Here is a 21,471-nt window from a genome sequence, read left to right on the forward strand (position 1 = left end):
TAAAGTGAATTTTTCGTGAAAAGCTGTTATGATTTTACATAATTAATGCAAAGGTACCTATCATAAAGAGATAGGGAGGGGAACGATGGAGAAGTTGTTAAAGAAAATAAAAAAAATAATGAATTTTAAAGTATTTACCAGCATGTTATTTCTCTTTCTAGGGCTCATTTTATATGGATTACTTATTAGCGATGTCCAGCCTGAGACATATAATGTTCGGCTTTTTGAGGTAGCAAAAGAAACCATTCACTCTCCAACAACGAAGGAAGATGTGGAGAAAACGGAACAACTTAAACAACAGGCAGCAGAAGAAGTAGAACCCGTCTATGAATATTCACCAGAGGTAAAAGAAAATCGAAAAGAGCTAATTAAATTAATATTTGAAATGATTATTGAGGTTCAACAAGAAAGCGAGAATAACTCTCCTACAGCTCAAGGACAATCTGGAAATATAGAGAGTAAGCCCCTTTCAACGAAACAGCAATTAAGCCTGTTTAAAACGAAATTAATAAACAATACAAATGAGAGTGTAGCAAATTCCATTTCAGAAGAAGTATTTGAGGCTCTTTTACTAGCTGATGAAACAGTAATCAATAGAGCGGAACAGTTTGTGTTAGATGAAATTGAATTCGTTATGAAAGAGAAAATTAGAGAAGATGATGTACCTCAATCGAAAAATAAGATTGAATCTAAAATTGAATTGAAGGATTTACCTAAATCTGTCAAGGAATCTTCCATTGCATTAGGGCGTTTCGCAATTGTTGCAAATGAAACTTACAATGAGGTCGAGACGAATGAGAAGATTGAAGAAGCAATGGAGGAGGTAAAGCCCGAGAGAATTCTAGAAGGGTCGGTAATAGTAGAAGCAGGAGATATTGTTAACCCTGAACAATATCGAAAATTAAAACTAGTAAACCTTCTGAATGAAGATAGTTCAAACAGATACTTAGTCGGACTGGCGTTATTTGTTATTATGATTGTTTTTATTTTATTTGTGTATTTCTATAGATGGCCTATTCCGGAAGAGAAAAAGCAAAATTATATGATTTTACTTAGTTTAATTTTTGTATTTACTTTATTACTAATGAAAATCTTTGCTTTATTACAGGAACTGGACATCATGATGGTGGGATTTCTTTTCCCTGTCGCTATGGCATCCATGCTCGTAACACTTCTATTAAATGAACGGCTCTCGATTATCATGTCGATTTTATTAGCGGTCTGTGGGAGTATTATTTTTCATGAAAGTGTGACGGGCAGCTTCAATGTGGAGATTGCCATTTATTTTCTGTTCAGTGGACTGATGGGAACGATTATACTTTCCAAACAAAATCAACGAATTTCCATTTTACAAACAGGCTTTGTTGTCTCAATTGTAAATTTAATGATTATATTTTTTATTGTGTTATTAGGGTCTAACCCATATGAAGATATGGATTATATTTACTTTGTGGTCTATGCTTTTGGTTCTGGAATTACCTCTGCTGTCTTAACGATAGGAATTCTTCCTTTTTTTGAAGCAGGTTTTGGAATATTATCGACAATGAGGTTAGTCGAGTTATCCAACCCGAATCATCCGTTATTAAAACGCATATTAACAGAGGCACCTGGAACATACCATCACAGTGTAATGGTAGCAAATTTATCAGAAGTAGCATGTGAAGCGATAGGAGCAAATGGTTTGCTAGCAAGAGTTGGGTCATATTATCATGACATTGGAAAAACGAAACGATCCCATTTCTTTATTGAAAACCAGATGAATAATGTGAATCCACATGATCGAATTCCACCTGAAAGAAGTCGAGACATCATTATTGCGCATGCAGTCGATGGTGGGGAGATGCTAAGGAAGCATAAAATGCCCAAGGAATTTATCGATATTGCTGAGCAGCATCACGGGACTAGTTTAATCAAGTTCTTTTACCATAAAGCAAAAGAAACGAGAACGGATGTAAAAGAGGAGGAGTATCGTTATCCAGGTCCAAAACCGCAAACAAAAGAAATAGCGGTGATCTCTATAGCCGATAGTGTAGAAGCTGCCGTTAGGTCTATGGATCGTCCTACAAAGGAAAAAATTGAAAAGCTTGTCTCCTCCATCATTCAGGATCGTTTGTTAGATGGACAATTTAATGAATGTAATATTACGTTAAGAGAGTTAGAAGTGGTAAAAGAGACATTATGCGAAGCATTAAACGGTATTTTTCACTCAAGAATTGAATATCCGGATGAAAAAAAGGAGGATGGTGTATGAGTTTACAAATTGATTTTGTAGATGAAACGAAAAGTCTAACCGAGGGTGACATTGAACGTATTGAAAATTTATTATTCTTTGCTGCTGAACAGGAGACAGTGAAAAGTAACGCGGAGCTATCCGTGACATTTGTATCAAATGAGCGTATTCATGAAATTAACAAAGAGTATCGGCATAAAGATCGCCCAACAGATGTCATCTCCTTCGCAATGGAGGAAATGGGTGAAGGGGAACTGGAAATCGTTGGAGAAGAGATACCACGGATATTGGGAGATATTATTATCTCTGTTCCTAAAGCAAAGGAGCAGGCAATAGATTACGGTCATAGTTTTTCAAGAGAGTTAGGTTTTTTAGCTCTTCACGGCTTTTTACATTTGCTTGGCTATGATCACATGACTGAAACAGATGAGAAGGCAATGTTTTCTCGTCAGAAAGACATTCTTGAACAATATGGACTCGAAAGAATATAAATTTTTTCAGTGGTCGAAACTCCCCGCTTCCCTAGGCTATGCGATGGAAGGTATTAAGGTCGTTTGGCAAACACAACAAAATTTTCGCTTTCATGTGTTAGCAGCCTTCATTGCCATTTTACTTGGTACTATCTTCTCTTTAGATAAATTTGAATGGTTAATTCTTATAGTAGTTATTGCGGGGATGCTAGTGATTGAAATCATAAATAGTGCTATTGAAGTCACAATTGACTTAATTACTGAAGAGGTTCACCCTCTTGCTAAAAAAGCAAAGGATATGGCAGCGGGCGCAGTTGTTATATATGCGGCTATGTCTGTTTTAATCGGAATCATCATTTTCTTTCCGAAAATATGGTCTTTATTTTAAACAAGCTTGGGAAACCGAGCTTGTTTTTTTGTTTTTAATAATTCTTTTCGAAGTAAGGGTGGAGAAATTTGAAATGAATGAAGAAGTTGGATAAAATATGATGACAATCAAATAATGGGTAATAATTATTTGAATTTTCTAAAATTTTTAGTTGAAGCCCATTAATTTTTTGTTTGATATGTAGTAAAATAGAAATTGTAAAGAAAAAGGAGAGTCGCAATTTTGAATGTGGATCAGTTAATACAAGAAGCGAAATTGGCTAGAGAACGTGCATATGTTCCTTACTCAAAATTTAAAGTAGGAGCAGCACTCTTATCTAATGACAATGTTATATATCATGGATGTAATATTGAAAATGCTGCCTATAGTATGTGTAATTGTGCTGAACGAACAGCCTTATTTAAAGCGTATTCAGAAGGAGTTACTTCTTTTCAAATGCTGGCTGTTGTTGCAGATACAGAACGTCCAGTACCTCCTTGTGGTGCATGCAGACAAGTTATATCAGAATTATGTTCAAAGGATATGAAAGTTGTTTTATCTAATTTAAATGGTGAATTGAAAGAACTAACTGTTGAAGAATTATTACCAGGAGCATTTTCATCGGAGGATTTACATGATTAATCAACAAACAAAGCATAAATCAGGTTTTATCTCAATTATTGGTAGACCAAATGTAGGTAAGTCAACGTTGCTCAATAGGGTCATTGGCCAAAAGATTGCCATTATGAGTGATAAGCCTCAGACTACGAGAAATAAGGTTCAGGGTGTTTTAACACAAAGCGACGCCCAAATGATATTTATTGATACACCCGGCATTCATAAACCGAAGCATAAACTTGGCGATTTTATGATGAAGGTTGCTCAAAATACCCTTAAAGAAGTTGATCTTATTATGTTTATGGTCAATGTGGCTGAAGGGTATGGGAGAGGTGATGAATTCATTATAGAAAAGCTCAAAAATATTACCACTCCAGTATTTTTAGTGTTAAATAAAATTGATCAGGTGCAACCAGATGAGCTTTTACCACTGATGAACCATTACCAAAGCTTATATGATTTTGCAGAGATTATCCCTGTTTCAGCATTGGAAGGAAATAATGTAGAAACATTATTAGATCAAATTAAAGCCTATCTACCGGAAGGGCCTCAATATTATCCTGCTGATCAAGTAACAGACCACCCTGAGCGGTTTATTGTATCAGAATTGATTCGTGAAAAAGCGTTACATTTGACAAGAGAAGAAATCCCGCATTCGTTGGCAGTTGTTATTGAAAAAATGTCTAAGGAAGAGGATAGTGATCTTGTTCATGTCATGGCTACAATTATTGTAGAAAGAGACTCTCAAAAAGGAATCATTATTGGAAAGAAAGGCTCTATGTTAAAGGAAATTGGAAAGCGAGCTCGAATGGATATTCAAAATTTGTTAGGAACAAAGGTGTTCCTAGAACTATGGGTTAAAGTTCAAAAAGATTGGCGAAATAAGGCAACTCAACTTCGAGATTTCGGTTTCCGTGAAGACGAATACTAACAGTTAGCAAAAATTACGTCTTATGTTTTTAACAAATAGGGTGATGATAAATGTGTAGAGTCATTAGGGCAACTTACTAGTAAATACCAGAAAGGTGGAGATCATTATGTTAGATTTTACTTGGAGAATTTTTCAAGAAACAGGTAACATAGATACGTATCTTCTCATCAAGGAGCTTGAAAAGACTCATCTTGAATCTTCATTATCTGATGATGTAGATCTATTAGAGGTTGATTTCCCTTTATCTTAAGACTATAGATGTCATCACCCGAAATTATTTGAAATCATGGCGGGAGGTGGCAACCTTGTTACAAAAATGCGAAGGAATTGTGATTCGTACGAGTAACTACGGTGAATCAAATAAAGTTGTGACGATTTTCTCAAGAGAGTTTGGGAAGATTGCGTTTATGGCAAGAGGGGCTAAAAAACCAAAAAGTCGCCTCTCTGCCGTCTCACAACCATTTACATATGGATATTTTTTATTTCAAAAGGGGAGGGGCCTAGGGTCGTTACAGCAAGGAGATATTATCTCAAGTATGAGAGGGATAAAAGGAGACTTGTTTAAAACATCCTATGCAACCTATATTTCTGATTTACTTGATAAAGGAACAGAGGATTATAAACAGAATTCTCAACTTTTCGAGTTATATTTGCAAGTTCTTGAATTTATTGAAGAGGGCTATGATCCGGATATTTTAACTCACATATTTGAGTTGAAAATGCTACCGGTTCTAGGATTACACCCCACTTTGAATGAATGTTCTGTTTGCGGTAATACAAACGGAACATTCGGCTTTTCTTTTAAAGAAAATGGATTTATTTGCCAAAATTGCAAAGTGAAAGATCCTTACCATATGCCATTATCTCAAAGTACGGTAAAATTATTAAGAATTATGTATTTCTTTGATTTAAATCGTATGGGAAAAATATCTGTTAAAGACACCACTAAAAAAGAACTGACAACTGTTATTCGACAATATTATGATGAAGCTTCTGGATTAAGCTTAAAATCCCGGAAATTTTTAGATCAACTTCAAACCCTTGAAGACGTAATAAAAAAAGACGAACCTTAAGGTTCGTCTTTTTTATTACAATAATCCGTTCTACTAGGCAATGATGAATCGTTAGAAGCTCATTTTTTCTTTTAGGAAATTAGCTACTTCACTAATTGGCATACGCACTTGATCCATCGTATCACGATCTCGAACGGTTACTTGCCCATCTTCTTGAGAATCGAAATCATATGTTATACAATATGGCGTTCCGATTTCATCCTGTCTACGATAACGTTTTCCAATTGAGGCTGTTTCATCAAAATCAACCATTAGTTCTTTCGAAAGCTCTTCATGAACTTTCCGTGCTCCTTCAGACAGCTTCTTTGATAATGGTAAAACAGCTGCTTTATACGGAGCAATAGCAGGGTGGAATCGAAGAACGGTTCTAGTGTCTTTTTCTAGTTCTTCTTCTTCATATGCATCCACTAAAAATGCTAATGTTACACGGTCAGCGCCTAATGAAGGTTCAATGCAATAAGGGACATACTTTTCATTTGTTTGAGGATCTTGATAATGGAAGTCTTCTTTTGAATGTTCCATATGACGTTTTAAATCAAAATCTGTTCGATCGGCAATTCCCCATAGTTCTCCCCAGCCGAATGGGAACTTAAATTCAATGTCAGTAGTAGCATTACTATAGTGAGACAATTCTTCTTCACCGTGGTCCCGTAAGCGAATATTAGCCTCAGACATGCCAAGATGAAGCAACCAGTTTTTACAAAATTCACGCCAGTATCCAAACCATTCAAGGTCTTCACCAGGCTTACAGAAAAACTCCAATTCCATTTGTTCAAATTCTCTTGTTCTGAAAGTGAAGTTTCCTGGAGTAATCTCATTGCGGAAACTTTTTCCTATTTGACCAATTCCGAACGGTACCTTTTTACGTAAGCTTCGTTGGACGTTTTTAAAATTAACGAAAATTCCTTGTGCGGTTTCTGGACGAAGGTAGATTTCGTTGGTAGACGATTCTGTTACACCTTGATGAGTTTTGAACATTAAATCAAATTGACGAATATCCGTAAGATCTTTGCTTCCACACTCTGGACATGCTATTGAGTGTTCTTTAATAAGCTCACTCATTTTTTCAAATGGAAGGCCATCAACAACCATTTCGATTCCTTCTTCTTCTAGCTTATCTTCTATCAGCTTATCTGCACGATGTCGTGCTTTACAATTTTTACAATCAACCATAGGGTCATTAAAGTTCCCGACATGACCTGAAGCAACCCAAGTTTGTGGGTTCATTAAGATGGAGGCATCCAAGCCAACATTATAAGGAGATTCCTGAATAAACTTCTTCCACCAAGCTTTTTTTATATTATTTTTTAATTCTACACCTAATGGACCATAGTCCCAAGTATTGGCCAAACCACCATATATTTCAGATCCTGGAAAAACAAACCCTCTATGCTTGGCTAAATTTACGATTTTCTCCATAGACATATCCTTCACTCCTTTTTGAAATTTTGCATAACAAACAAAAAACTCCTCCCAAGGCAATTGAAAAATTCTCACTGCCTAGGGACGAGCTTTACCCGCGGTTCCACCCTAGTTAATAGACTAATTAAGCCTATTCACTTAATAAAGGTATGCTCAGGAGTTCCGTTTCCTTGTGATGTCAAGCTTACACCATCCTTGACTCGCTATTATGTACAAGTACTTATTTGTCCGTCAACGCAATTATTTAGTTAAAAGATGGACTCATTTTATCACGTTCTGTCTAAATTCTCAATATGAATGAGATTCAATTCTATAAAAAGATAGATGACAAAGCATGTGAAAAGCGTAAGAATTGAATTTTAAGAAAGAAAAAGGTAATCTGTCATAATAGGCAGTTATAAGAAATCCACCCTTTTCTTTTCTGTTTATTAGTATATAATATTTTTATAAAAGTATAACACTTTTAATTTTCCTTTATTAGGTGGTGAGGACAATCGAGCTAAATAAACGACAAGAACATATTTTACAAATTGTTAAGGACAATGGACCTATTACAGGTGAACAAATTGCAGAACAATTGAATTTAACAAGAGCCACACTACGACCGGATTTGGCAATCTTGACGATGGCAGGCTATCTTGATGCTCGTCCGAGGGTGGGGTATTTCTATACAGGGAAAACAGGAACACAACTATTAACAGAAAACCTAAAGAAAATCCACGTAAAAGACTATCAATCCATCCCCGTTGTTGTACATGAAAATGTCTCTGTTTATGATGCAATTTGTACAATGTTTCTTGAGGATGTAGGGACGTTATTTGTTGTAGATGAACGAACACACCTTGTTGGTGTATTATCAAGAAAAGATTTACTTAGAGCGAGTATTGGAATGCAAGAATTAACAACCTTACCCGTTAATATTATTATGACTAGAATGCCTAATATCACGGTGTGTGAGCGAGAGGATTTGCTGATTGATGTTGCGAAAAGCTTAATTGAAAAACAAATCGATGCCGTCCCAGTGGTTAAAAGTGTTCAAGGAGATTTAGAAGTAATCGGAAGAATAACAAAAACAAATGTGACAAAAGCATTTGTCGCATTAGCAGAAGAAGATTTGTAGGATAAAAAGGTGGTGCTACTTCGTTGAAAGAACCTATAGTTTATATTGTATCAGATTCGGTGGGGGAAACAGCCGAATTAGTTGCAAAAGCTGCTGCGAGTCAATTCGTTGGAAAGAACACGGTGATTCGCCGCTTCCCATATGTTGAAGATATTTCAAATTTAGATGAAGTATTTACTTTAGTGAGTCTTAATAATGGGGTTATTGTATATACATTAGTAAAGCCTGAAATGCGTAACTACATGAAGCAGGAAACGAAGAAATTAGGGATCAAATCATTCGATGTAATTGGACCATTAATTGATACGTTTGAAACAATGTATCAACTAGAGCCTTTGAATGAGCCTGGCCAAGTGAGAAAGCTTGATGAAGACTATTTTAAAAAGGTTGAGGCCATTGAGTTTGCTGTGAAGTATGATGATGGGCGTGACCCTAGAGGAATCTTACGAGCTGATATTGTCCTGATTGGAGTATCTCGAACGTCCAAAACACCTCTTTCCCAATATTTAGCCCATAAGCGACTTAAAGTTGCGAATGTTCCGCTAGTGCCGGAAGTTGATCCACCGGAAGAACTGTTTAAGGTTTCTCCAGATAAATGTATCGGGTTGAAAATCTCTCCAGATAAATTAAATAATATTCGAAAAGAGCGGTTAAAGGCTTTGGGGTTAGATGATCAGGCAAGTTACGCAACGATGCAAAGAATTTCTCAAGAACTAGATTACTTCGAGAAAATTGCAAATAGAATTAATTGTAAAGTAATTGATGTGTCGAATAAAGCGGTGGAAGAAACAGCAAATATTATTACGAATTATATTCGTGATAATCATTAGAAGCACCTGTCTATCAACAAGTAAGAATAACAGCACAATAAATATGTGCTGTTATTTTATATGTAGAATGAAAAAGAGGAAATGATTTCTATATTTATAAATTAATGAGATGAAAGTCGCACATACCTTTCGCTCATTCTAACTAGCGGAAGAGATGTTAACATAAACATTATTATTTTAAAGGATGTTAAGTGAAAAAATCGTGGTCAAATAAAGATGTTTATACTATAATAAAAAATTGTGATAAAAACTAATAAAAATAGGTTTAGACTATTCATGATAGGAATAAACTAACTATTGTGGTATGTCAAGGTTTGGAAAATAATAAATTTCGACAAGTATCGCTTTTTTGAAAGAGAATATGTAAATATGAGAAGGAATCTTTGGAGTGATGTAGAATAACTATTAATACAGAAACAGTAAGGTCCATTTTTGTTGATGCAGATGCTTGTCCTGTTAAGGACGATGCCTCAAAATTGGCTGATCAATTTAACATAAGGATTATTTTTGTCGCCTCCTATCAGCATAGGATGAATAATCCTACTAAGGGACAATGGATTTATGTAGATAGTGACAAAGAATCGGCGGACCTCTATATCCTGAATCACATAAAAAAGGGAGATATTCTAATAAGCCAAGATATAGGTTTGGCTGGCTTAGCGTTACCAAAGGGAGTGCTAGTAATTTCACCAACTGGAAGAAAGTATGAAGAAAGTACTATTCAAACAGCGCTAGACTTTCGCTACCTTGCTGCGCAGGAGAGAAAAAAGGGTCGTTACGGCAAAGGTCCTAAGCCTTTTCAAGGAGAAGATCGGATTCGATTTGTTGAATTATTATCTTCCATTTTATCTAATTAGCTAATTTCTTTAGGATTGAACACATGAAGTAAGGTGATGTTGATGACTGGAAGAATACCTGAAGAAAAAATAAATGAAATTCGTCAATCAGTTGATATTGTTGATGTAATAAGTGATTACGTACAGCTAAAGAAACAAGGGCGAAACTATTTTGGTTTATGTCCGTTTCATGGCGAAAGTACTCCATCTTTTTCTGTCGCACCAGATAAACAAATATTTCATTGTTTTGGTTGTGGGGCTGGAGGAAATGTTCTCTCCTTTTTAATGGATATTGATGGAATGAGTTTTCAGGAAGCGTTAGTTGAAATAGCTGGTCGTACAGGAATCACACTCGATGTCGATCTTCCTTCTACTATTGAAACGAATGTTCCTAAAGAGCAACATTTGATGCTTGAAGCTCATGAGTTATTGTGTAAATTTTACCATCATTTACTTATAAATACAAAGGAAGGACAAGAAGCTCTTGATTATTTATTAAATAGAGGGTTTACACTTGAAACAATTAAAGAATTTCGTATAGGGTGGTCATTACCAAGTTGGGAGTTTACAGTAAAGTTTCTTCAAAAGCGTGATTTCCCACTTGAACTTATGGAAAGTGCTGGGCTTCTAGTTAAAAAAGCTGAGGAAGAAACTTACTTCGACCGATTTAGGGGAAGAATTATGTTCCCAATTGAAAATGCAAAAGGGCGTGTGATTGCCTTTTCAGGACGTGCTTTACATGATGACTCTCCAAAGTATTTAAATAGCCCAGAAACCGATTTATTTAATAAAAGTGCAACACTTTATAATCTTCATCGAGCAAGAGGAACAATAAAGAAGCTGGATCAGGTTATTTTGTTTGAAGGGTTTGCTGATGTCATATCTGCTTCGATGGCAGAGGTGAAAAATGGTGTTGCAACAATGGGGACATCACTAACGGAGCAGCATATTCAAAGTATTAAAAGAGTAGCAAGCTCTCTTGTCATTTGTTATGACGGAGACAATGCAGGCATTCAAGCTGCATTCCGTACAGCAAAAATGCTCACTGAAAATGGTTTGAAAGTACGAATTGCGCAAATTCCTGATAAGTTAGACCCTGATGACTACATTCAGAAGTTCGGTTCAAAGAAGTTTCAAGAGAATGTAATAGGGGCTAGTATAACGTTTATGGCCTTTAAGCTCATTTATTATCGTATGAGAAAAAACCTTCAAGATGAAGGAGATCGGCTAAAGTATATCGAAGAAGTGCTAAAAGAGATTTCACACCTAAATAGCTTTGTTGAAAGAGACCTTTATTTAAGGCAATTATCCGATGAATTTGATTTATCGTTAGAGGCACTTGAACAACAACAGAAACAAATATATTTTCAGGAAAAGAAAAAAGATCCATTTGTTGGGAAGAAGCAACTACCTTCAACGATAGAACCGAGGAACAATCACAGATTATTCCCTGCTTATCAAACAGCTGAAAGACAACTTCTCGCTCATATGTTTAGAGATGATGAAGTTACATTCAAGGTGAAAGAGCTATTAGCAGGTGAAACTTTTAATATAGATGAACATCAAGCAATTTTTACGTATTTATTGGCTTATTACGAAGAAGAAAACGCGCCTAATACAAGTTCTTTTCTTTTTTTTATCCCTGATGAAAAATTAAGAAGAGTCATTACAGATATTGAAATGATGTCTATTAATCAAGAAGTAAGTGAACAAGAAATTAATGACTGTGTAAATTCAGTGTTAAATCATCAAAAGATGTTGACAATAAAAGATAAAGAATTCGAAAGAAAAGAAGCGGAGAGGCAAAAAGACTATCTTAAAGCAGCACAGGTTGCCATGGAGATTATTCAACTACAGAAGTCTCTTCAAAATAATTAGTTGTAGGATGTTGGAAGGAGGGGAACAAATGGCTGAAAAGTCAGCACGTTCCAAAGAGGTAGAAGCAGAGCTTACGTTAGAACAGGTAAAAGAGCGATTACTTGAAGCAGGAAAAAAACGTGGTGTGTTAACATACGAAGATATAGCAGAAAAACTGTCAAATTTTGATCTAGAATCAGATCAAATGGATGAATATTATGAACAACTAGGTGAGCAAGGCATTGAAATTATTAACGAAAATGCAGAAGATGATGACCCAAATATCAATGACATAAATAAAAGCAATGAAGAAGAATTTGACTTAAATGATTTAAGTGTTCCTCCAGGAGTCAAAATTAACGATCCTGTACGCATGTATTTAAAAGAAATTGGTCGAGTCGACCTACTTTCTGCAGAAGAAGAAATTTCTCTTGCGAAACGAATTGAAGATGGGGATGAAGAAGCAAAAAGGAGACTTGCGGAGGCAAATTTACGACTTGTTGTAAGTATTGCAAAGCGGTATGTCGGACGCGGTATGCTCTTCCTAGATTTAATTCAAGAAGGAAACATGGGGTTAATTAAGGCAGTAGAAAAATTCGACTATCGAAAAGGATATAAATTTAGTACGTATGCGACTTGGTGGATTCGACAAGCGATTACACGGGCAATAGCAGATCAGGCAAGAACGATTCGAATTCCAGTTCATATGGTGGAAACAATCAATAAATTAATTCGTGTTCAAAGGCAATTATTACAGGATTTAGGTCGAGAGCCTTCACCAGAAGAAATTGCTGAAGAGATGGACCTAACGCCGGAAAAGGTACGTGAAATTTTAAAAATTGCCCAAGAGCCTGTTTCACTTGAAACACCAATTGGGGAAGAAGATGATTCTCACCTCGGCGATTTTATTGAGGATTCTGAAGCACAGTCCCCATCTGAACACGCTGCCTACGAATTGCTAAAAGAGCAACTTGAAGATGTACTAGACACGTTAACAGACCGTGAAGAAAATGTTCTTCGTCTACGCTTTGGTCTAGACGATGGTAGAACAAGAACATTAGAAGAAGTAGGGAAAGTGTTTGGTGTCACACGTGAACGTATTCGTCAAATTGAAGCGAAAGCTCTACGTAAACTACGTCATCCAAGCCGTAGTAAGCGATTAAAAGACTTTTTAGAATAGAATTTATTGAACTAACAATAGCTTGCTTCTTATGAAGTGAGCTATTGTTTTGTTATTGCATCAATAATGAATGAGAAGGAAAGAACAACTACCATTCAGGACGACTTATAAGGTATGAATGGCAAAGATAGAAGCAACTATTGTTAATAGTAATTAAGAAGCAAGGAAAATGACTGAAAAATGACATGTAAATCTAGTGGATATTTACTATCGATCGTGAAGGATGCGAGTAATATTTTAGTATTAGTATTTGTCCTTTATTTTACTGAATTGTCAAACGTTTTGCAAATAAGGATTTTGTTCTTTTTTGTCGTTTTTTTATTTTTTCAATAAATTATTTTTCTAAAAAAGAATATTATCTTTTTCATACGTGTGAATATCACCCTAATAATTGAGTGAATTTGTTTATTTTAGATGAAACAAGGACGGTATAGATCTACATAGCAGTAAGTATTAGTAGATTCTCTTATATAATCTAAAAGTGAGGTAAGATTGTTTGTTTACGTATGTGAAGCTTTAAAAAAACATATATCTATATAATTTTTTGAAAAAAACGAAAATTTTAAATGTTGAGAACAAAAATGTTACCTTATATAATACATATGAAAGCGCATTCAACAACAGAGGGGGATGGTTATGAACTATGAATTAACGTCAGAACAGCAGATGATTCAACGTACCATCAAAGAATTCGCCAACGAAGTGGTAGCACCAGGAGCTATTGAACGGGATCGACATAAAACATTCCCAATGGAGGAATTTAAACAATTAGGCCAACTCGGTATGATGGGGTTACCTTTTCCAGAAGAATATGGAGGTGCAGGTGCTGACACGGTTAGTTTTGCTATTGTAGTAGAGGAACTAAGTCGAGTGTGTGCTTCAACGGGAATTACATATTCTGCTCATATCTCATTAGGCGGTGCTCCATTAAACTTGTTTGGTTCTCATAAACAGAAGCAGCAATATTTAACACCTATTTGTACAGGTGAAACTTTTGGTGCATTTGGGTTAACAGAACCAAATGCCGGATCAGATGCAGGTGGCACGCAAACTACAGCGGTGACAGATGGAAATGATTTTATTATTAATGGGAACAAATGCTACATAACGAATGCTAGTTATGCTAAAGCTTTAGCACTGACAGCGATTACTGACAAGAAGGATGACCAAAAGGAAATCAGTGCAATCATAGTGCCTACTAATAGTGAAGGATTTAAAGTCATTGATAATTATGAAAAAATGGGATTGAACGCATCCAACACGACCGAGCTTGTTTTAGAAGATGTACGTGTTCCAGAAGAAAATCTTCTTGGCAAACGGGGAGAAGGGTTTAAACAGTTCTTGACCACATTAGACGGCGGAAGGATAGGCATTGGTGCAATGGCAGTCGGTGTTGCCCAAGGAGCTTTTGATAAAGCCATGCAATATTCAAAAGAGCGAAAACAATTCGGGAAAAGTTTAGCTCAATTCCAAGTAACTCAATTTAAATTAGCTGATATGGCAATGAAGATTGAGTTAGCACGTAATATGGTCTATAAAGCAGCTTGGTTGAAAGACCAAGGAAAAGCATTCACGAAAGAAGCTAGCATGTGTAAGCTGTACGCATCTGAAATCTGTATGGAAATCACTGACCAAGCAGTTCAACTGCATGGTGGTAACGGGTATATGCGTGATTATGAAGTTGAAAGAATGATGCGTGATGCAAAGCTCCTTGAAATAGGAGAAGGGACGTCAGAGATTCAGCGAATGGTTATTGCAAGAGAAATTGGTTGTTTTTCTTCATAAAATAGGAAAGTCTCGACCAAGGTCGGGACTTTTTTGTGGCAATTTAGCAAACATTGTTGAAAAGTTGTGGTTTTGTCTTTTCCTTTTGATTTTTTTCAAGTAAAATAGGAGATGCTTGTACATTATAATAGTAGATACATACAAAGGGGGTAAATTTATGAATAAGAATCCAATTATTCCATTTATATTAATTATGGTGATGGGTATTGGTCTTGTTTTCTTCCTTTCTGTTGAAGGATTAGGCAATTCGAAAGAAATGGCTGGTGAACATGGTGAGGGAGAACCTACTACAGATGTTGCTTTTGATCCAGAAGCACTAGGTCAAAATTCTTGTATTGGTTGTCATGGCGGTAATTATGAAGGTGGTATGGGTCCAGCTCTTGTCGGAATTGGTGATAAATACTCGGCTGATGAAATTAAAGCCATTCTTAAAGATGGTAAGGGCGCTATGCCTGGTGGCCTTGTACCTGTAGAAAACCTGGATGCAATGACAGAATGGTTAATGAGCTTAGAATAAAAAAAAGCCCTTTGCTTTGCAAAGGGCTTTTTTTGTTGGCATAATAGAAACGTAATCCAATGAAAAGAATGTGGTGAATAATTTGAACGCAGAGAAATTATCGAATAGATTAGAACGAGTGGCTGCTTTTATCCCGCATGGAGCAAGGCTTGCTGATATCGGCTCTGACCATGCTTACTTACCTTGTAATGTGATAAAGAAGGGAATTGTGAATTTTGCTATTGCAGGAGAAGTTGTACCTGGACCTTATCAATCAGCAAAACAACAAGTTGAATTGTTACAGCTAGCCGAATTTGTTCACGTCCGCTTAGGTAGTGGCCTTGAAGTGATTGAAAAAGGTGAAGTCAATGCAATTACGATAGCTGGAATGGGAGGGACATTGATTACCTCCATTTTGGAAGAAGGAAAATCAAAGCTAACTGGAGAAGAGCGTCTAATTCTTCAGCCTAATATATCGGCTATATCGATTAGGAAATGGTTAGTCGCTAACGATTGGGCATTAGTGGCTGAAGAAATTATAGAAGAAGATGGAAAAATATACGAAGTGTTAGTTGCCGAGCGAGGGAAGTCTCAACGCTATAGTGAAGCAGAATTATTATTAGGGCCTTTCTTAATGGCTCACAAAAATGAAGTATTTAGGAAGAAATGGACTTTTGAGTTAACGCAATGGAAGCAGATCCTAGCCAATATGATGTCTGCTGTGGATACAGATGCCTTGCAAAATAAGAAAACTGAAATTTTAAAGAAAATTGCGATTGTCGAGGAGGAATTAAATTGAAACAAGCAAATGGTTTTGAAATCATTCAGTTGTTCGAACAATTTTCTCCGAGGAAATATGCGGTTGAGGGCGATAGTGTTGGCCTTCAAATAGGAACACTAAACAAAAAGGTAAATAAGGTTATCGTGACACTGGACGTATTGGACGAAGTCGTAGATGAAGCGATTAGGGAAAAAGCGGATTTAATTATCGCTCATCATCCACCGATCTATCGCCCATTAAAAAACCTTGTAACGGATAGCGGGAAAGGGAGCAAATTTGAAAAGTTAATAAAGCATGATATTGCTGTTTATGTTGCTCATACTAATCTCGACGTAGCACCGGGTGGAGTCAATGATTTACTCGTTGATGCACTTCAATTGGAAAATGCGAAAGTGCTTGTACCGACCGTTCATGAAGAATTACTAAAATTAGTTGTTTATGTCCCTACAGAATATGAAGAAGCCGTGCGTCGGGCACTAGGGGATGCAGGAGCTGGATATATAGGGAACTACAGCCATTGCTCTTACACGAGTAGTGGAGAGGGTAGATTCCTACCTTTATCAGGTAGCACACCATTTGTTGGGACACATGGGGAAGTGGAGCAAGTAGAAGAAGTTAGAATTGAAACGATTGTCACATCTTCTAATCAAAAATCTGTGATTCGAGCGATGAAAGCTGCTCACCCGTATGAAGAACCTGCATATGATCTTTTCTCTCTCCAAAATGAAGGGAACACTTTAGGGCTTGGAAGAATTGGCGTTTTAAATGAGACAATGTCTTTAAAGGATTTTGCTTTATATGTAAAGGAGAAATTAGAAGTAGATGGGGTCAGAGTAGTCGGAAATTTAGGGGATAAGGTGAAAAAAGTAGCGGTATTAGGTGGGGATGGAAATAAATACATTCATTCAGCGAAATTTAAAGGTGCAGATGTATTTTTAACGGGAGATTTATACTTTCACACTGCTCATGATGCGATGGAGCTGGGTTTAAATGTTGTAGACCCTGGACATCATGTGGAGAAAGTCATGATTAAAGGAGTTGCGAAAGAATTGAAGAAGCGAGTAGAATCAGCTAAAATTCAAGTTGATGTAATTCCATCCACAATTAATACTAATCCGTTTACGCTCATATAAAAAGCTATGCAGAACAATTCTGCATAGCTTTTATTTCTTTCAATTAAGATTGAATTTTTGGCTTTTTTACTTTCGGGAGAATTTTATGAAGGGGGACTGTGCGCTCCCGCTTCCAAGTGGCTTGATCTTCATACTTAAATTCATTTAAGAAATTTATGACCTCTTTTACAATTGGTGTTGGCGTAGAAGCTCCTGCTGTAACTGCCACTTTATTTGCATCCTTTAACCATTCGATGTCTAGTTCCGTAATGTCAGAAATTCGATAAGCTCTTGTGTGAGCAATTTCTTCAGAGACTTGGGCTAGTCGATTGCTATTATTACTTTTTGGATCGCCAACAACAATCAATACATCCGCATCTCCTGCTTGCTCAGCAACCGCTTCTTGTCGAACTTGTGTGGCTAAGCAGATTTCTTTATGCACTTCGACATGTGGAAATTTCTCTTTCACATTTTCCATAATCTCGGCAACATCCCACTGACTCATTGTGGTTTGGTTCGTGACAATGATTTTATCATTTTGGATTGTTAACTGATTCACTTCTTCAGGCTTTTCAACAAGGTGAACGATGTGGGGAGCAACTCCAACAGCACCTTCTGGTTCAGGATGGCCTTTTTTCCCAATATAGATCACTTCGTAACCTTCAGCTTCCTTTTGGCGAATCAAATCATGTGTTTTGGTTACATCAGGGCAGGTTGCGTCAATGGTTACAAGCCCTTTTTTGTCAGCAAGTTCCCTTACTTCAGGTGAAACACCATGAGCGGTAAAAATGACGGTTCCTGAATCTACCTTTTCCAAAATCTCTTTACGATTTTCTCCGTCTAGGGTAATAATCCCTTCTGCCTCAAATGCATCTGTTACATGCTTGTTATGAACAATCATCCCTAAAATATAGATAGGACGAGGAAGGCTTTTATCTAATGCAGCATTCCGAGCAATGACCATCGCATCGACAACGCCGTAACAATAACCTCTTGGAGATATTTTTTGTACTTCCATGAATATCCTCCTTAATTAGAAATCGGAGTACGTTTTCTACTATATTATAAATGAGAATGGGTAACTTGACAAAAAAGAAGCCATAATAAAAAAAGGAACCCAGCATATTTACTGGGCTTTATATATATAATTTGGGTTTAGACGGTCCTTTTTCAGGTTCAGCCTTCTTATCTTGAGAATTTGACGAAGTTTTTTTCTTTTTGGTTGTTTTCTTCGTTTTTTTCTTACTACCTTGCTTTCCGGTACTTTTAGCTTCTTCGACAATAATTTCTTCTTCCTCATCATCAGCTTCTTCTACCGATTCTTCTGATTCTTCCTCATCATCAGTTGTTTCTTCAGTCTCTTCTTCAGTCTCTTCTTCAGAATCCTCAAGGTCAACATCTTTTAACCCACGATATAATTGCCACATTGCAGGTATATTCTTAATTAAAGGACCATATTGTTGAATTTGTTGAATCATTGGACCGACTTGTTGAGCCGTTTGTAATACTTGCTGAGTATTGCTAAGCATCGAATTGACTCCACCTGGTTGTAATAAACCTCTAAGCAAGCCGCCACTATTTCCGCCTCCACTTCCTACTTGAGCTGCAGTTCTTTCGAATCCAGTCGCAATATTATTGGCGTTCATAGCGGGATTTCCACGTTGAAATAACCTTGACAAAATACCGCCGCTGTTACCGCCGCCACTTTGAGCACCTCTTACTGGGATTGAATTTTGACCCGAAAGAATTCTTTCTCCAAACCCTCTTGGAGCCATTTGCGAGGAGAATCTTCCTAACGATGATGGGAGCCCCCCTCCACGTCTTGCCCCCATTTGAAAGAGTGATGAGGTAAATGGATTTCTTGGTGGTGGCATTATTTTCGCCTCCTCTCAGAGCAATTGCCCGCATTATTCTCCTTATAGTTTATGCAAGTTGTTCCAAAACGGTTGTGATAACAGTGGAATTTCTTTTGAGAAATAGAGGAATTATAAAGGTTGATAGGTAGAAGTTTCAATAAATGTTTATTATAATGACATAATGGGTTCAATACAGTATTGTTTATATTAGGAGGGAAAGTATGTCCCATCAATTTCATAAATTTTCATTTAAACCATTTATTTCTCAAGCAATAGAGGCTTCAGGATTTCATGAGCCGACTGAAATACAAGAAAAAATGATTCCTACGATATTAAAAGGGGAAAGTGCGATTGGACAATCGCAAACGGGAACAGGTAAAACTCATTCCTTTTTATTACCGATTCTTCAAAAGATTCAACCTGAAAAACAAGCTGTTCAAGCAGTGATTACGGCGCCGACAAGAGAGCTTGCTCAGCAAATTTATAAGGTTATTATGGATATTACCAAATATGCAAATGATGAAATTTCAGCGCGTCTCTTTATAGGAGGAACGGATAAGCAACGCTCCATTACGAAGCTGAAAAGCCAACCTCATATTGTAGTTGGAACACCTGGTCGTATTAATGATTTAGTAAAAGAGCAAGCACTAATGATTCACACTGCGAATTTTCTTGTTGTAGACGAAGCTGATTTGATGTTAGATATGGGCTTTATTTTCGATGTGGACCAAATTGCTGGGAGAATGCCAGAAACTCTCCAAATGCTTGTATTTTCTGCTACGCTTCCAGAAAAGCTTAAGCCGTTTTTGAAAAAGTATATGGAAAACCCAGTCTACACGCATGTGCAGCCGAAACAGCTTTCAGCTGAAAAAATACAACATGTGCTCGTACCACAAAAAAGTAGAGATAAACTGAATTTACTAGTCAGTATGTTAAAAAGCTATAATCCTTATTTAGCCATTGTGTTTACGAATACAAAAGCGAAAGCGGAAGAGGTGGCGAAGCAACTAAATGAAGCTGGCTTGAAGGTAGGAAGGATCCACGGAGATCTATCCCCACGTGAACGAAAGCAGCAAATGAAACAAATAAGAAACTTAGAATTTCAGTATATCGTCGCAACAGATTTAGCTGCTCGTGGCATAGATATTGAAGGGATTAGTCATGTGATCAACTATGAATTACCAAAGGATCTTGACTTTTATATTCATCGAACGGGTCGTACGGCTCGAGCTGGGCATTCTGGAATAGCTGCAACTATCTACACGCCTAGCGATGAAGATGCCATTACAAAGCTGGATAAAATGGGGATAGTGTTCAATCACCAAGATATTCGGAAAGGTGAGTGGATTGACCTTGGTGAATTTAACAAAAGGTCAAAGCGTCAACGTAAAAGCGATAGCATAGATGAAAAAGCGAAGACGATGGTACGGAAAAGAAAAAAGGTAAAGCCGGGTTATAAGAAAAAGATGAAATATGAAATGGAACAAATTAAAAAAAGAGAACGTCGTAAAAATAGACAAAATAAATAAGTTTGTTTAAGAGGAAGGGTTGGTCGAAGATGCTAAAAATAGGTTCACATGTATCGATGAGTGGAAAAAAAATGTTGCTTGCATCGAGTGAGGAAGCTGCATCTTATGGTGCAAATACTTTTATGATTTATACTGGCGCACCTCAAAATACGAGACGGAAAAAAATTGAGGACTTAAATATTGAGGCTGGCCTGCTCCATATGAAAGAACATAATATTGAGGAGATTGTTGTTCATGCTCCATATATAATTAATATAGGCAATAGTAAAAATTTAGATACTTTCGAGCTAGGTGTAAACTTTTTACGACAAGAAATTGAGCGCACAGCGGCAATTGGGGCCAAACAAATCGTTCTTCATCCAGGTGCTCATGTAGGTGAAGGAGCGGATGTAGGAATTAAACAGATAATCAAAGGCTTAAACGAAGTGATTACAAAGGATCAAACTGTACAAATTGCATTAGAAACAATGGCAGGTAAGGGCTCAGAATGTGGACGATCATTTGAAGAAATTGCTCAAATCATCGACGGTGTCCATCACAATGAGAAGCTCTCTGTTTGTTTCGATACCTGTCATACGCATGATGCAGGGTATAATATCGTTGAAGACTTTGATGGTGTTTTACAACAGTTTGATACAACAGTTGGTCTCGATAGAATAAAGGTCTTGCATATCAATGATAGTAAAAATCCACAAGGTGCTAGAAAAGATAGACATGAAAATATTGGGTTTGGTCATATCGGTTTTCAGGCATTGAACTATATTGTCCATCACCCAAGCCTTATGGACGTCCCAAAAATTTTAGAAACGCCTTATGTTGGTGAAGATAAAAAAAATAAAAAGCCACCATATAAATTTGAAATTAATATGTTTAAAAACCAACAATTCGATGAAAAGGTGTTAGAGGCAATCAAGACACAAGAATAATGGAATAAATTGGCCTAATGATGAAAAGAAAAGCTGTGGAAAAACACAGCTT

The 21,471-nt window shown here is 36.7% G+C and carries 21 protein-coding genes; 18 read left to right on the plus strand and 3 right to left on the minus strand.

All coding sequences use genetic code 11. The annotated features are described in order from the left end of the window. Positions 1-85 precede the first annotated feature (85 nt). The 7 genes from WAK64_RS01800 (at position 86) to recO (ending at position 5,689) form a co-directional block, all read left to right on the plus strand. Entirely contained in the window at positions 86-2,251 is a 2,166-nt protein-coding gene (locus WAK64_RS01800; RefSeq protein WP_336585205.1) for an HD family phosphohydrolase, read from the plus strand. Further along, positions 2,248-2,721 (plus strand): rRNA maturation RNase YbeY, encoded by a 474-nt coding sequence (gene ybeY, locus WAK64_RS01805; RefSeq protein ID WP_336585206.1) that lies wholly within the window; start codon positions 2,248-2,250, stop codon positions 2,719-2,721. Before WAK64_RS01800 ends, ybeY begins: the two co-directional genes overlap by 4 nt. After that, positions 2,702-3,088, plus strand: coding sequence for a diacylglycerol kinase family protein (locus tag WAK64_RS01810; RefSeq protein ID WP_336585290.1), 387 nt, complete (start codon positions 2,702-2,704; stop codon positions 3,086-3,088). Before ybeY ends, WAK64_RS01810 begins: the two co-directional genes overlap by 20 nt. 222 nt (positions 3,089-3,310) lie before the next feature. Continuing rightward, positions 3,311-3,709 carry a cytidine deaminase gene (locus WAK64_RS01815; RefSeq protein ID WP_336585207.1) on the plus strand — a complete coding sequence of 133 codons (399 nt, stop codon included), beginning with the start codon at positions 3,311-3,313 and terminating at the stop codon, positions 3,707-3,709. After that, the gene (era, locus tag WAK64_RS01820) at positions 3,702-4,616 is read left to right on the plus strand and encodes a GTPase Era (RefSeq protein ID WP_336585208.1); all 915 of its coding nucleotides are present in this window, start codon (positions 3,702-3,704) and stop codon (positions 4,614-4,616) included. Before WAK64_RS01815 ends, era begins: the two co-directional genes overlap by 8 nt. A 106-nt stretch (positions 4,617-4,722) precedes the next feature. Beyond that, positions 4,723-4,866: a YqzL family protein gene (locus WAK64_RS01825; protein ID WP_336585209.1), complete on the plus strand. Its 144-nt coding sequence runs from the start codon at positions 4,723-4,725 to the stop codon at positions 4,864-4,866. Between the two features lie 55 nt (positions 4,867-4,921). Then, positions 4,922-5,689 (plus strand): DNA repair protein RecO, encoded by a 768-nt coding sequence (gene recO, locus WAK64_RS01830; RefSeq protein WP_336585210.1) that lies wholly within the window; start codon positions 4,922-4,924, stop codon positions 5,687-5,689. Positions 5,690-5,740: 51 nt separating this feature from the next. On the opposite strand, the gene WAK64_RS01835 is transcribed toward recO, so the two are convergent. After that, positions 5,741-7,114, minus strand: coding sequence for a glycine--tRNA ligase (locus WAK64_RS01835; protein ID WP_336585211.1), 1,374 nt, complete (start codon positions 7,112-7,114; stop codon positions 5,741-5,743). Between the two features lie 481 nt (positions 7,115-7,595). Between WAK64_RS01835 and WAK64_RS01840 the strand changes: the two genes are divergently transcribed. From WAK64_RS01840 to WAK64_RS01880, 9 genes are all read left to right on the plus strand, one after another. Then, positions 7,596-8,231: a transcriptional regulator CcpN gene (locus WAK64_RS01840; RefSeq protein ID WP_336585212.1), complete on the plus strand. Its 636-nt coding sequence runs from the start codon at positions 7,596-7,598 to the stop codon at positions 8,229-8,231. Positions 8,232-8,254: 23 nt separating this feature from the next. Further along, entirely contained in the window at positions 8,255-9,061 is an 807-nt protein-coding gene (locus WAK64_RS01845; protein WP_336585213.1) for a pyruvate, water dikinase regulatory protein, read from the plus strand. Between the two features lie 398 nt (positions 9,062-9,459). Then, complete coding sequence (locus WAK64_RS01850) at positions 9,460-9,918, plus strand: YaiI/YqxD family protein (RefSeq protein ID WP_336585291.1); 459 nt, start codon at positions 9,460-9,462, stop codon at positions 9,916-9,918. Between the two features lie 42 nt (positions 9,919-9,960). Continuing rightward, positions 9,961-11,775, plus strand: coding sequence for a DNA primase (gene dnaG / locus WAK64_RS01855; RefSeq protein ID WP_336585214.1), 1,815 nt, complete (start codon positions 9,961-9,963; stop codon positions 11,773-11,775). 28 nt (positions 11,776-11,803) lie between these two features. Further along, positions 11,804-12,934, plus strand: a complete 1,131-nt coding sequence (gene rpoD, locus WAK64_RS01860; protein WP_336585215.1) for an RNA polymerase sigma factor RpoD — start codon at positions 11,804-11,806, stop codon at positions 12,932-12,934. Between the two features lie 636 nt (positions 12,935-13,570). Then, a complete protein-coding gene (locus tag WAK64_RS01865; RefSeq protein WP_336585216.1) occupies positions 13,571-14,719 on the plus strand; it encodes an acyl-CoA dehydrogenase family protein in 1,149 nt (382 codons plus the stop codon). A 157-nt stretch (positions 14,720-14,876) separates the two neighbouring features. Continuing rightward, positions 14,877-15,236, plus strand: coding sequence for a cytochrome c550 (gene cccA, locus WAK64_RS01870; protein ID WP_336585217.1), 360 nt, complete (start codon positions 14,877-14,879; stop codon positions 15,234-15,236). An 82-nt stretch (positions 15,237-15,318) separates the two neighbouring features. Next, a complete protein-coding gene (locus WAK64_RS01875) occupies positions 15,319-16,014 on the plus strand; it encodes a tRNA (adenine(22)-N(1))-methyltransferase (RefSeq protein WP_336585218.1) in 696 nt (231 codons plus the stop codon). After that, complete coding sequence (locus WAK64_RS01880; RefSeq protein WP_336585219.1) at positions 16,011-17,129, plus strand: Nif3-like dinuclear metal center hexameric protein; 1,119 nt, start codon at positions 16,011-16,013, stop codon at positions 17,127-17,129. Before WAK64_RS01875 ends, WAK64_RS01880 begins: the two co-directional genes overlap by 4 nt. A 43-nt stretch (positions 17,130-17,172) precedes the next feature. On the opposite strand, the gene WAK64_RS01885 is transcribed toward WAK64_RS01880, so the two are convergent. Further along, complete coding sequence (locus WAK64_RS01885) at positions 17,173-18,126, minus strand: 4-hydroxy-3-methylbut-2-enyl diphosphate reductase (RefSeq protein WP_336585220.1); 954 nt, start codon at positions 18,124-18,126, stop codon at positions 17,173-17,175. 118 nt (positions 18,127-18,244) lie between these two features. After that, positions 18,245-18,982: a VrrA/YqfQ family protein gene (vrrA, locus tag WAK64_RS01890; RefSeq protein ID WP_336585221.1), complete on the minus strand. Its 738-nt coding sequence runs from the start codon at positions 18,980-18,982 to the stop codon at positions 18,245-18,247. Positions 18,983-19,185: 203 nt separating this feature from the next. On the opposite strand from vrrA, the gene WAK64_RS01895 reads away from it, so the two are divergent. Together WAK64_RS01895 and WAK64_RS01900 are read left to right on the plus strand one after the other, a co-directional pair. Continuing rightward, positions 19,186-20,493 (plus strand): DEAD/DEAH box helicase, encoded by a 1,308-nt coding sequence (locus tag WAK64_RS01895; RefSeq protein WP_336585222.1) that lies wholly within the window; start codon positions 19,186-19,188, stop codon positions 20,491-20,493. A 29-nt stretch (positions 20,494-20,522) separates the two neighbouring features. Next, positions 20,523-21,419: a deoxyribonuclease IV gene (locus WAK64_RS01900; RefSeq protein WP_336585223.1), complete on the plus strand. Its 897-nt coding sequence runs from the start codon at positions 20,523-20,525 to the stop codon at positions 21,417-21,419. The last annotated feature ends 52 nt before the right edge of the window (positions 21,420-21,471 follow it).

Origin of the sequence: Bacillus spongiae, assembly GCF_037120725.1 — a bacterium.
Lineage (GTDB): Bacteria > Bacillota > Bacilli > Bacillales > Bacillaceae_K > Bacillus_CI > Bacillus_CI spongiae.